Origin of the sequence: Brevibacillus centrosporus (assembly GCF_046622605.1) — a bacterium.
In the GTDB taxonomy this organism is placed as follows: domain Bacteria; phylum Bacillota; class Bacilli; order Brevibacillales; family Brevibacillaceae; genus Brevibacillus; species Brevibacillus centrosporus.
Genome location: NZ_CP176856.1, coordinates 2,593,909 through 2,606,333, shown reverse-complemented (window position 1 = coordinate 2,606,333; position 12,425 = coordinate 2,593,909). Strand labels below are relative to the sequence as shown.

The window sequence follows — 12,425 nt, the reverse complement described above, 5'->3', positions numbered from 1 at the left end:
ACCTGGGCGGATCCTAGTCATCCGCTCCCCCCACACACTTCGGCAACCACAGGCGGATTTCCTGCTTTTTTGCTCCATTAGGATGGAAACAGTTCTTTATTGCGCACTGCTTCTCCTAATTTCGTTGCACACAGCTGCATGTATATCGGCACTTCGCGGAAATGCTCCGCATGTGTCAGTGTTCGCTGAAAATATTGTTCGGCAAGCCGCCAGTTTTCCTCGACGACAGCCAAACGTCCCAGATGGAAATAGCCAAGTGCACGAACATAAGGATCCTGATCGTTTGTAAAATCTTTTGCAAGACGCCTTGCCGAAGCAAGCTCACCCAGCTTTTCATACGCGGATATCATCCCGGATTGTCCCAAGCGATTGTCTCGATCCCTTTCCAGGATATGACGAAATGCTGCCATCGCCTGGTCCACCTTTCCGTCAAACAAAAGCATCCACCCGTAGCTAAAGGTAAAATCGTCGTTTTCAGGTGACAGCGTAATGGCTTTTTTCAACAAGGTCAATGCCCGTTTGGTACCTGCGATCAGCCATGTGTTCCAGGCCAGACCGTGCCAAGCCCAGCCCGCTTTTGGCAAACGCTCCGACAAGAAATGATAGCAGATCTGCGCCCTGTGATAGTTGCCCACCGATTCGTATAAGGACGCCATTTCCTGAAGCGTGTCGTTATCCAGCTCCCTCGTCGGAAGCTGCAAAGAAGGCGGCGGAGTCAGCTCTGCTTCCTCATCCATTGCTTGCAGCTGCTGGGCTGCTCGCAGCCATAGCATTTGGGCTTCCCAATCGTGCTCATCCTTTTGCATATAGCGTTCAATTTCATCCAAAGCCTCTTGAGCATCCCCGTCCAGATAGTAGCAGAGCGCCAGATTATAGCGAGCTTCCTCCTGATCCGGCTTCGCTTCCAGAGACAGCTTGAAAGCTTGAGCAGCTTCCAGCCATTGCTGCTCCTCCGCAAGAATGCAGCCTATGGCATTGTAGCTGATAGCCACGACCGTAGGAGAGCTGGCAGATCTGCTAAGCAAACGGAATTCGCGAAAAGCCCCCTCCTGTTCCTCGCAGAACAATAAGCTATACGCATAGTACAAGCGTCCGCTCTCCCAATCGGGGGATTCCTCAATCAGCTCGGCAAAGCACTTTTTCGCATCCTGATACATTCGCAGATGATAGAAGCCTTCTCCCCGGCGAAACTTCGGCTCATACGCGCTAGCTTCCTTGGGTGGAGAGGCAGGTGTATAGCTGGTTTTCTCCGTTTTTTCCATGGCTGATCCCTGCTCGTTTGTCATGGTTATCGTTGCTTTCACTGCGGACAGGCTTTCTGCAGCCGGTACACTTTTTTCTTCGGGGCTAATTTGCCCTTCCATTTCCTTCACACGCCTGATCGCATTGGATAATCGCTCTTCAAATTGTAGCCACAAATCTACGACAGTATCACTTACCTGACGCAAATAGAACAATTGGTCGGCCAGCTGCAGTCTCTCTTGCTCCGAGGCATCCGACCACTGCTCCTCAATCGTTTCCGCTTTGGAGCGCAAAACTTGGAACCACTCTTCAATTTTCACGCAAAAGCCACCCCCTATGAGGCGTGAGTACTTTCATTGTCTCACAAGGTGGGTGGCTCTATGCAGGGCGATCTGATAGCCGGTTACAGGATCGTCGCGTGGATCTCTTCTCCGAGCAATTCTTTGATCTGATTTTTCTCATCCATGATGGCAACGCGCGGCTTATAGGTGCGAGCCTCTTCGTCGGTCATCATCGCATACGCAATAATGATGACGATATCGCCTTCCTGTACGAGCCTAGCAGCCGCTCCATTCAAGCAAATGACACCGCTGCCCGGTGCTCCCTCGATCACGTAGGTTTCCAGGCGGGCCCCATTGTTGTTATTGACAATTTGCACCTTTTCATTTGGTAAAATATCCAGCGCATCCAACAAATTTTTATCAATCGTAATGCTGCCTACGTAATTGAGGTTGGCTTCGGTTACTGTGGCGCGGTGGATTTTTGCCTTCATCATCGTGCGGAACACAGGTAATTCCTCCCTTATCACTTGTGGATCTTAGATGTTTGTAATGAGATTGTCGATCAGTCTTGTATGGCCAAAACGGACCGCGAGCGCGATGATGATCGACTCTCCCGGTGTTCTCTGTTCAACAGGATTTAAATCCGGATAGCGAAGCAATTCCACATAGTCAATGGACGCAAGAGGCATCGCATCGATCATGTGGATAATCCTCTCACGAATCTCAGAAAGGGCAACCCCTTCCTCAATCCAAGACTTTGCCTGCTTCAAGCTTTGGGACAAAACCAATGCTTCCTTGCGCTGCTCGGCAGTCAAATACACATTCCGCGAGCTCATCGCCAGCCCGTCTTCCTCACGTACGATTGGGCAAGGAACGATCTGTACAGGCATGGACAAGTCATACGTCATCTGCGTGACGACTGCGACCTGCTGCGCATCCTTTTGGCCAAAGAACGCGAAGTCAGGCTGTACAATCTGAAACAGCTTGGTCACGACAGTCGCTACTCCGTCAAAATGGCCAGGGCGCGATTTACCGCACAGCTGCTCCGTTACATTGGATACGGAAATATTGGTCAAAATCGGTTTTGGGTACATCTCGCTGACTTCTGGCGTAAACAACAGGTCTACGCCTGCAGATTGGGCCATTTGCCGGTCGTGCTCGATGTCTCGAGGGTACCGCTCAAAATCTTCATTCGGACCAAATTGCAGCGGATTGACAAAAATACTCATGACCACGAGATCGCATTTTTCTCTCGCTGCTTTTACAAGACTCAGATGACCTTGGTGCAAAAAGCCCATGGTCGGTACAATTCCGATTGTTTTGCCCAGACGTCTTGCTTCCTTTATATGAACGCGCATTTCAGCTATGGTTGAAATCTGCTGCATGGTTTGAATCATTTCGTGGCCACTCCTTCGCCGTACAGCTGTTTGATGGTTTCCTCCGACGCGCGGAAGACGTGCTCAGGCGCAGGGAAGCTCCGTTTTTCCACATCTTGAACGTATCCCGCTACCGCTTCGCGAATCGTCTCTCCAATATCCGCATAACGTTTGACAAACTTAGGTGTGATCGAGGACGCATAGCCGACTACATCGTGGAAGACGAGAACTTGACCATCGCAGGTCACGCCTGCACCGATTCCGATTACAGGAATGTCCAATTTTTTCGCAATCATTCCCGTCACTTCCTCAGGAACACATTCCAGTACGATCGCAAAAATACCGGCTGCCTGCAGAGCAAGTGCATCTTCCAACAGTCGCTGTGCTTGCTCCAGATCACGTCCCTGTACTTTATAGCCACCTAGCTGATGAACGGACTGTGGCGTCAAACCGATGTGTCCCACGACCGGGATTCCCGCTTGAACACAGCGCGTAACCAGTGGAGCAAGCTCCTGTCCGCCTTCCATTTTTACCGCTTTTGCAAGGCCTTCCTGCATGAGGCGCCCCGCATTTTTTACACCTTCCTCTACCGTTCCGTGATAGCTGAGGAAAGGCAGGTCTGCTACAACAAACGCTCTTTTTGCTGCACGGGTAACCGCTTTCGTATGATGGACCATATCCTCCATCGTCACAGGAATCGTCGAGTCATAGCCGAGTACGACCATTCCAAGCGAGTCCCCTACTAATATCATGTCCACTCCCGCTTCCTCGACCAGCTTGGCGGAAGGGAAATCGTATGCTGTCATCATGGTGATGGGAATGCCCGCTTCTTTCTTCTTTCGGATGTCCGAAGTAGTGATTTGCTTAGTACCATTTGCCATCCTTTTCACCTCTGTACGCACCTAACCTGTGGGGCAAATGGAATCAAAAAACCTTCTCGCCGAAATCGGGAGAAGGTTGTCCATGCCAAAGAGACATTTAACGTCTTTTACGGATTCCTTCTGTCTCGGTCCACACAGGCTCTGAGCAGATTCTTGTCCATTCTTCATTCACTTAAGCTTTCGCAATAAGACCATAAATTACTCCGGGAGTACCGTTCACCACGTGATACAGCCTCCACTTTATGGAGTATAACAGAAGATTTACGGATTTGCACGATAATTGACGTCAGCGGAATACACTTTATGTACGACACCAGCCTGATCTTCCACCATTAGAACGCCTTCATCGTCCAGAGCGATGGCTCGTCCCTCAAGCCTTTGGGAAATCGTTTGCACATTTACCCAGCGGCCTATCGTGTAGGAATGAGCTTCCCACTCTTGTTTTACACGCCCGAAGCCGTTCTCCAAGTAGTAATCGTACTCCTCTTCAAAAAAGCGGCAAAATTGCTGGATGAACGATGCACGCTTTAAGGATTGTCCCGACTCGATCCGCAGGGAAGTCGCGATCTTCGCCAGATCCTGTGGAAAGTCCTCCTCCACGCTGTTTGCATTGATGCCAATACCGATCACAAGATAGTTCACTCGATCCGATTCTGCGTTTAGCTCCGTCAATATTCCACAAACTTTTTTATCCCCAATAAAAATGTCATTCGGCCATTTGATTTTGACGGGAAGTCCCGTTTCTTCCCGGATGGTTCGGGCGACACTTACCGCAGTCAAAAGGGTCATTTGCGGCGTCTTTGGCAGCTGTATGGCAGGTCGGATGATCAAGCTCATCCAGATGCCAGTTCCTTTCGGCGAATGCCATGGACGGCCCAAGCGACCTTTTCCGCCAGTCTGCAGCTCGGCCAAAACGAGAGTGCCCTCTTTTGCCCCTCGAGCGGCTGCTTCTTGTGCAAGCGGCTGTGTCGACACCACTTCATCGTGTGCGATAACCTGCTGTCCGATACGTTTTGTGTCCAGCCCGGCCGTGATCTCTGCTGCAGATAAACGATCCGGTGCAATCAGCAAGCGATAGCCGGATTTGCGAACAGCTTCAAATTCATAGCCGTCCTTTCGCAGCTCCTCGATATGCTTCCAAACCGCTGTACGCGAGCAGCCGCACGACTGGCTTAATTCTTCTCCAGAGATGAACTCTCCAGGGTGATCATGAAAGGCTTTTAAAATGACCTGTTTAATATTCATTTCGTGCAACCTCTTTCTTTGCCGCCTCGAGCAAGTCTTCCGGTGTATTGGGCAAACCTTGCAGGGCCACTTGAGACAACAGGGTCGCAAGTGTACGCCAAATCCATTCACCCGGCTTCTTCTGAAGTGCTGCTTGCAAATCCAAGCCTGACACCGCTAGCTCTTTTACGGTTTTGATCGGCATCGCTTCATGCGCTTTGCGCAGCGTGTGAGCAAGCGCTTCGTCCTGCCTGTTCCACCAGCAGCCTTGAAGCAGTGCAGCCAAGTCGGTGCAAACCTCCCAGCCTGCCTCCAACAGCAATGGCCCCCACTCAATCGCTTTTGGCTCATCCCAACGCGGCTGTATTCGCAGGAGTAACTCAACCAGAGTCACGCATGCTTCCGTTTCCTTTTTCGACATCCGCAGCTGCGTGCACACTTCTCGGGCAGACGAGACGGATAAGCCTGCCGCATACATCAGCATGGCCCATTTCTGCGAGAGCGTTGTCAAATGCACGAGTCTCCAAGCATGATTCGTTGATTGGACGAACAATTGGGCAAGCAGCGGCGAATAATCTAGCAGCTTCGTCTCGCACAGTAACTGACAGCCCTTTTCAGGTGCAGCGCTCGCGAGCATTTTGTTCAGCTCTTCCCTGACACGTTCGACCGCAATATGCGCCAATAACGGAGCTGTCTGCTTCATCGCATTTTGTGTATGCGCTTCTATCGCAAAGCCCAGCTGAGCGGAGAACCGAACCGAGCGCAGCAAGCGCAAGGCATCTTCCCGAAAGCGCTCTTCCGGGTCTCCAACGGCCCGCACCAGCTTCCTTGCCAGATCATCACGGCCAGCAAAAGGGTCCTGCAGTTGATCGCGCAGATCCATCGCCATGGCATTCATGGTAAAATCGCGCCGCTCAAGGTCTAGTCTCAGATCGTCCACAAATTGCACATCACTGGGCCGGCGATAATCTTCGTACTTGCCTTCAGTCCGGTAGGTCGTCACTTCAAAAAAGTGCCCGTCTATTTTCACAGAAACGGTCCCGTGCTTCAGCCCTGTAGGAACATGGTCGGGAAACAGACGGATGACGTCGCCAGGATGGGCATTCGTACATATATCTATATCATGCACGGGTCTTCCGAGCAGCCAATCGCGGACGCAGCCACCAACGAAATAGGCTTCAAAGCCGCTTTCTTCCAAGGTTTGCAGTATCCGTATCGCTAGTGCTTTTCCCATGTAATCTCCCTCCATTTCCGTCCCGTCCGCCTGCCAAAGGGGGTATTTCTGATGAAATTTTTGTACGGGTTTTTTATATTCATCTCCAAGCTGCATCAGCTGACCAAAAGCAACCTGCCGCGATCATAAATACGCGTGCAGGTCCTGCTGGCTCTACCCTTTCAGTAACTGAGTGTAAAGCTCTTCATATTGGGATGTAATCGTATCATGGCAAAACGTTTCACACGAGCGGTGGATGCTGTTACGGGAGAAAGTCTCGTATAGCTCCTGGTTTTGCAAAAGCTGTACGGTTCCACTCGCCATGCCTGCTACATCGCCGATCTCGTACAAATAGCCCGTTTCGCCATCGAGTACGACTTCTGGCAGTCCACCTGCGACAGTTGCAACCACGGGGACTCCGCAAGCCATCGCTTCCAGTGCAACCAGCCCAAAGCTTTCCTTTGAAGAAGGAAGCAGCATGATATCCGCGAGGGAGAGCACTTCTGCCACATCCTCCTGTTTACCTAGGAAACAGACATCATCTGTCAAACCCTTCTCGGCAATCATCTGGCGAACGAGTCCCATTTCCGGGCCTTCCCCGATCAGCAAGAGACGAGACGGCATTTGTTCACGTACTTTGGCAAAAACCTCAATAACGTCTGGTACCCGCTTTACGGCGCGGAAGTTGGATATGTGCATCAAGATTTTTTCCCCGTTCGGTGCAAACTTTTTCTTCAGGTCACGAACATCCTTGGGGTAGTACCTGCGTTTATCGACGAAGTTATAAACAGGAATGATTTCTTTGTCCACGTGCAACAGCTCATGTGTCTGGAATATCAGATCTTTGGATACTGCTGTCACCATATCACTGCGTTCAATACCAAACCGGATCATATCACGCAGGTTGGAATCGTAGCCCAACACAGTAATGTCGGTACCGTGCAAGGTGGTCATGATTTTCAAATGATCGCCGACCATCTGCTTCGCCAAAAAGGCGCACAAGGCATGGGGAACGGCATAATGAACATGGAGCAGATCCAGCTTCTCATTTTTGGCGACCTGCGCCATACGATTTGCCAGCGTCAAATCATAGGGCGGGTATTTAAAAACGTTGTAGTTGTTGACTTCGACTTCATGATAAAAGATGTTCGGGTGAAAGCTGCCCAAGCGAAATGGCATCCCCGAGGTGATAAAATGCACCTGGTGGCCCCGCTCTGCCAGTAGCTTCCCAAGTTCAGTGGCAACGACGCCAGATCCGCCAAGAGACGGATAACAGGTGATCCCGATGTTCATACCAGGGTGTCACTCCTTCTTACAGGTTAGCCAATACATAGGGTGTTGCGCTCATAAAACCTTCCGCATAGGTCACGCCCGCTTGCTGTCCGAAAAGGCGCTCGCGGTACTCGACCATCTCCAAATACCCGTTCGTGAGCGGCGTTGTCACACTGCCTTCCTCCAGCTCGAACTGGCTGCGGTAGCATCGGAGCACCTCCATTTTCTCTGAATAAACGGAGGTCACATCGACGACAACCTGGGGAGTCACCGTAGAATTGATAAAGTAATACAGCAACTGGCTGGGACGATAAGCAGGTGGCGTTTGATCCGCCAGATACTTGCGGATTCCAGCAGAAAAAACCGCCTCTCGCACAATTCGGCTGACGCTCTCATGGTCAGGATGACGATCCTGATGGTAGGGCGCCAGTACGATTTGTGGACGAGTCGTGCGAATCAGCTCCACCACTTTGCGAATCGCTTCCTCCTTGACCGCTTCCAACCCACGATCAGGCAAGCCAAAGTTATAACGCTCCACTACGCCAAGCAGTTTATCTGCGGCGGCGGCTTCTTGCTGACGACGCTCCACATTTCCATTCGAGGAAAGTTCAGCGTATGTCAAATCCAGAATGCCAACACGCTTTCCTTGTTTGGCAGCCAACAGCAAGCTTCCGGATGCCCCAATTTCCACATCGTCCGGATGAGCGCCAATGGCCAAAATATCGAGTGAGCTCATTCCTCATTCTCCTTGTGTACTACCTCACGCCAATCCAGCTCGCCCCGCTGCAGCGCCTTCAGTACAATTTCAGCCGTACCGAGGTTTGTCGCGAAAGGAATTTTGTGCACATCACAGAGCCTCAAGAGCGCCGTGATGTCCGGCTCATGCGGCTGGGAGGTCAGCGGATCACGCAAAAAGATGATAAGATCCATTTCATTGCGGGCAATCATGGCACCAATCTGCTGATCCCCACCCAGCGGCCCTGACAAAACGCGGCTGACGGTAAGCGATGTCGCTTCCATGATACGCAGCCCTGTTGTTCCCGTGGCAACCAGCGTATGCTTTGCCAAAATAGACTCATAGGCCATTGCCAAGTGAACGATTTCCTCTTTTTTTCGATCGTGTGCGATTAAAGCAATTTTCACGCAAACCTCTCCCTTACTGTTCACTCGAGATCGACTTTTAAACGATCGTTTAATCTATCAAATGCTCCAATCCATAGACCAGGCTGTTCATATTCACCACTGCCTTGATAGCCATATTGACGCCTGGCATGAACGATTCACGGCTGATCGAGTCATGACGAATGGACAAGGTTTGACCCACGGCACCAAATAGAACCTCTTGATGGGCAACCATGCCTGGAAGTCTTACGCTATGGATGCGGAAGCCTTCGTATTCTGCTCCACGTGCCCCGGCGATGATTTCTTTTTCTTCCGGATGTCCCTGCTTCAGCTCTTCCCGTACCGCTGCAATCATCTCGGCCGTCTTCAATGCGGTGCCACTCGGTGCGTCCAGCTTGCGATCGTGATGCAATTCGATAATTTCCACATGCGGCATGTATTTGGAAGCCAGCGCCGCGAATTTCATACACAGAATCGCCCCAATCGCAAAGTTTGGCGCGATGATTGCTCCCAATCCAGCTTCCCGATAGCGATCAGTCATTTCCTGCAATTGCTCGGGGGTCAATCCAGTCGTTCCTACAACAGGGCGAACACCATACTGCAGGCAAATTTCCATATGGCGATACACGCTATGCGGCGTCGTAAAATCCACCAGAACGTCCGGTTTCATTTCTTCCATTTGCAAGCGAATGGATTCCTCGTCGCCTCTCGTATCCAGATTTCCGGTGAAAATCAGCTGAGCATCTTCTCCCAGCATTTTTACTACTTCCTGACCCATGCGACCTTTGGCACCCGCCACTGCAACCCGAATCTGCTTCTCCATTATGATTGATTCTCCTCTATTCTTGTCCAGCGATCTTTATCGCGTGTATTAAATTTGTGCATAATACGATCAAACGCTTCTTGCATATCGATCCCAAGCGAATTGGCGAAGCAGATCACGATAAAGAGCACATCCCCAAGCTCTTCTTCCACCGTTTTCTCGCCTTCGTCACTCTTCTTTGGCTTCTCACCATAGAAATGGTTGATTTCTCTTGCCAGCTCGCCTACTTCTTCTGTCATTCTCGCCATCATCGAGAGAGGGGAAAAGTAGCCTTCTTTAAATTGCGATATGTATTGATCCACTTCCTGTTGCATCTCTTGCATGGTCTTCTTCCGTTCCATCTTCTCACTCCTTTAGTCACGCTTCTCTCTTTCACTTATCGTAACCGAAAAGGCTCCGTTTGCCAAATCTCAATACTTCCGCTTTCCAGCATATGGACAATCAAATAAACGTTCCATTATAATGGCAATCGTATGGATTCAGGTAACAGGCGATTTACCTGCATTACAGGTCAATTGGGATCGCAAACATGACCGATTGGCGAACAGGAGGACTTTATGAATGTACGTCTTAAAAGCATCATTGCCATCATCATTGGTTCTGCCATCATGGGATTTGGCATCAACTCGTTTAACATTCCCAATCACCTTGCAGAAGGCGGAATAACGGGCATCAGCATCCTCATCAAGCTGCTGTTCCCAGTCGTGGATCAAGGGGTTGTCTTTTTAGTCTTAAACATCCCGCTGTTTATTCTGGGGTGGAAGATTCTTGGCCGGACTTCTTTTTTCTATACCATTCTCGGTACCGTCTCCCTCTCTGTGTTTCTATCGGTCTTTGACGGCGTGCTCCCGCTCCCGATGAACGATCGCTTGCTGGCATCCTTGTACGCGGGGGTCGCTGTCGGTGTAGGACTGGGCATCATCTTCCGTTACGGAGGCACGACTGGTGGCGTAGACATCATCGCCCGACTGCTGCAAAAATACATGGGGGTCAGCATGGGGCGCACCCTGTTTCTCGGTGATATTCTTGTCATTGGAGCATCACTGTTCTATTTGAATCTGGAGAGCGCGATGTACACACTGGTGGTCGTCTTCATCGCCGCACGGGTCATTGACTTCTTCCAGGACGGGGCCTATGCAGGAAAAGCTCTCACCATCATTTCGGGGAAAACTGACGAAATCTGCAAGCAAATCCTCGATCTGGGCCGCGGAGTAACCTTACTTTCCGGGAAAGGTGCATTCTCTGGTGAGTCCAAGCAAGTCATCTACGTTGTCGTCAGCCGCAACGAAGTGATGCGGTTTAAAAATATCGTTCAGGAAGTCGACCCGCACGCTTTTGTCATCGTCAACGATGTTCACGAAGTATTGGGTGAAGGCTTTACCTTGGATGAAAACAAGCAGCCGATTCAAGACTAACCCTTCTATCTACAGACGAAAAGGACGCGGGAGCAGCTACCCGCGTCTTTTTGCTTTTGGCTATCCCCCGCCCTTTAGGCAGAGCGGATTTCCCCGTCATATTTTTTCCAAGCAACATAGGACAAAGCCACCAGCAGTGCAATACCAACCGACACCAGCATGACAATAGGCGAATCTGGCCTCATCATCAGCCTGGCAAAGGTACTTTTCTCTTCACCGACAAATGCCAGCTGCATCGATCCATTCAAATCACGCAGTGCTTCCCGGACCAACTGCCAATCCATCTGGGCATTGCGCATTTCTTTGGAGATCACCTCATAGGCAGTCGTGATCGAATACATCTGGCTCTCGGGAAGCTGTATGCTCATTGCCGGCTTGATCACGAGGTACAACTGATAATTTTCGTCAAACTGCTCCCGAAACTGCGCGTAATTGCGCTCGACCGCAGATTGCTGCAAATTTTGCACCTGTGTCGCAAAGGAAGGATAGTAGCTTCTCCACATGGGCTGGTGCACGTGGGTCAAAGCATCTATGGCGACTCGCACTTGCGTCGCATGCCACAGTAGCTGTTGTTCACTCACGTTTGCAGAGGCAAAGCTTTGTTTCGCTGCGAGGATCGACTGGGTCACCGCATTGAGACTTTCAATCCGGATGGGGATCGGCAAATGCTGATTGGGGAACTGATCAGCCAATTGAACGAGTTGTTTCTGAGCGTTCTCCATGTCCCCTTTTTTCACATTTGACAAGAACTCATGTGCGATCTGATCGAGGGCAGCCAGCTGCTTTTCTTCTACTGGCTGATCCAGCTGTGAGTATAGATTGTGAATCGGCCAGGATAAAAACAAGCCAACACTCAAGAAAAAGAGCAAGTAGCGGATGTTTTTCTTCAACGCAAAAAACCTCCTTTCCCTTGTACAGACTATGGAAAGGAGGACAAGATTAGACCTTGTTTGTTGTATATTTGCTATTTACAAACCATATAACGGAAATGGAAATTAAACTGAGCAGAACGGTAAACAAGCCAACTATTCCTTCGTAAGGATCGAGTACACTCGGCAGCCACGGATGGATATTCATCACGTAATCTAGAAAGTCGTTGTTAAGTGTCCATAGAGCCGCAATCCCTACTGGCAATAAACTCAGCTTGTAAAATCGAGCGTATAATACAGATTCCACAGCCATACCCGCATGCGAGACGATTAGCATGATGTCCGTCCAACGCACTTCATTTCCCATCATCCATCCAGCCAAAATAATGCAGACCGCCCAGACACCGTATTTAAAATTGGTGATGCCAGCTAAAGCTTCCAGTACAGGAATGTGGCGACCCAACAAATAGGTAAGTAGAACTAGAGCGAAAAGTCCGCTACCTGTCGGGCTATCCGGAACAAAAGGAGTTAAGAACGCAGGTGTTTCGGCCAGTTGATTACCATACCAGACAAATCCGTATATGGTACCCAAGAAGTTGACAACAAAGAGCGTCCATAGAAACCATCTTTTCCCCAACGAATGCCTAAACCACTCCCACCAGATCATGATTATCGTCTCCCGCTGTGTACGCCGCTAAAGAAAAAGC

General features: G+C 50.3%; 14 protein-coding genes. 1 reads left to right on the top strand and 13 read right to left on the bottom strand.

All coding sequences use genetic code 11. The features are described from left to right. Positions 1-77: 77 nt before the first annotated feature. From ACLIN2_RS13440 to ACLIN2_RS13390, 11 genes are all read right to left on the bottom strand, one after another. Positions 78-1,562 carry a tetratricopeptide repeat protein gene (locus tag ACLIN2_RS13440; protein ID WP_411504252.1) on the bottom strand — a complete coding sequence of 495 codons (1,485 nt, stop codon included), beginning with the start codon at positions 1,560-1,562 and terminating at the stop codon, positions 78-80. Positions 1,563-1,645: 83 nt separating this feature from the next. Further along, positions 1,646-2,029, bottom strand: coding sequence for an aspartate 1-decarboxylase (gene panD / locus ACLIN2_RS13435; protein WP_092272259.1), 384 nt, complete (start codon positions 2,027-2,029; stop codon positions 1,646-1,648). A gap of 30 nt (positions 2,030-2,059) precedes the next feature. Then, entirely contained in the window at positions 2,060-2,920 is an 861-nt protein-coding gene (gene panC, locus ACLIN2_RS13430) for a pantoate--beta-alanine ligase (protein ID WP_328211337.1), read from the bottom strand. Beyond that, a complete protein-coding gene (gene panB / locus ACLIN2_RS13425) occupies positions 2,917-3,780 on the bottom strand; it encodes a 3-methyl-2-oxobutanoate hydroxymethyltransferase (RefSeq protein WP_411504251.1) in 864 nt (287 codons plus the stop codon). Before panB ends, panC begins: the two co-directional genes overlap by 4 nt. 261 nt (positions 3,781-4,041) lie before the next feature. Then, positions 4,042-5,025 carry a biotin--[acetyl-CoA-carboxylase] ligase gene (locus ACLIN2_RS13420; RefSeq protein ID WP_411504250.1) on the bottom strand — a complete coding sequence of 328 codons (984 nt, stop codon included), beginning with the start codon at positions 5,023-5,025 and terminating at the stop codon, positions 4,042-4,044. Next, complete coding sequence (locus tag ACLIN2_RS13415) at positions 5,015-6,238, bottom strand: CCA tRNA nucleotidyltransferase (protein WP_400582019.1); 1,224 nt, start codon at positions 6,236-6,238, stop codon at positions 5,015-5,017. Before ACLIN2_RS13415 ends, ACLIN2_RS13420 begins: the two co-directional genes overlap by 11 nt. A gap of 153 nt (positions 6,239-6,391) precedes the next feature. Next, positions 6,392-7,510, bottom strand: a complete 1,119-nt coding sequence (bshA, locus tag ACLIN2_RS13410; protein WP_411504249.1) for an N-acetyl-alpha-D-glucosaminyl L-malate synthase BshA — start codon at positions 7,508-7,510, stop codon at positions 6,392-6,394. Between the two features lie 19 nt (positions 7,511-7,529). After that, positions 7,530-8,225: a bacillithiol biosynthesis deacetylase BshB1 gene (gene bshB1 / locus ACLIN2_RS13405; RefSeq protein ID WP_092272240.1), complete on the bottom strand. Its 696-nt coding sequence runs from the start codon at positions 8,223-8,225 to the stop codon at positions 7,530-7,532. Next, positions 8,222-8,632 (bottom strand): methylglyoxal synthase, encoded by a 411-nt coding sequence (locus ACLIN2_RS13400; protein ID WP_092272237.1) that lies wholly within the window; start codon positions 8,630-8,632, stop codon positions 8,222-8,224. Before ACLIN2_RS13400 ends, bshB1 begins: the two co-directional genes overlap by 4 nt. Positions 8,633-8,681: 49 nt before the next feature. Then, a complete protein-coding gene (dapB, locus tag ACLIN2_RS13395; protein WP_122961387.1) occupies positions 8,682-9,434 on the bottom strand; it encodes a 4-hydroxy-tetrahydrodipicolinate reductase in 753 nt (250 codons plus the stop codon). Then, complete coding sequence (locus ACLIN2_RS13390; protein ID WP_092272232.1) at positions 9,434-9,775, bottom strand: nucleotide pyrophosphohydrolase; 342 nt, start codon at positions 9,773-9,775, stop codon at positions 9,434-9,436. Before ACLIN2_RS13390 ends, dapB begins: the two co-directional genes overlap by 1 nt. 216 nt (positions 9,776-9,991) lie before the next feature. On the opposite strand from ACLIN2_RS13390, the gene ACLIN2_RS13385 reads away from it, so the two are divergent. Further along, positions 9,992-10,849: a YitT family protein gene (locus tag ACLIN2_RS13385; RefSeq protein WP_122961386.1), complete on the top strand. Its 858-nt coding sequence runs from the start codon at positions 9,992-9,994 to the stop codon at positions 10,847-10,849. 74 nt (positions 10,850-10,923) lie between these two features. Here the strand turns inward: ACLIN2_RS13385 and ACLIN2_RS13380 are convergent, their stop codons facing one another. Both ACLIN2_RS13380 and ACLIN2_RS13375 read right to left on the bottom strand, forming a co-directional pair. Next, on the bottom strand, positions 10,924-11,739 hold the full coding sequence (locus ACLIN2_RS13380) for a sporulation protein YpjB (protein ID WP_411504248.1): 816 nt from the start codon (positions 11,737-11,739) through the stop codon (positions 10,924-10,926). Between the two features lie 49 nt (positions 11,740-11,788). After that, the gene (locus tag ACLIN2_RS13375) at positions 11,789-12,385 is read right to left on the bottom strand and encodes a DUF1405 domain-containing protein (protein WP_092272222.1); all 597 of its coding nucleotides are present in this window, start codon (positions 12,383-12,385) and stop codon (positions 11,789-11,791) included. Positions 12,386-12,425 lie beyond the last annotated feature (40 nt).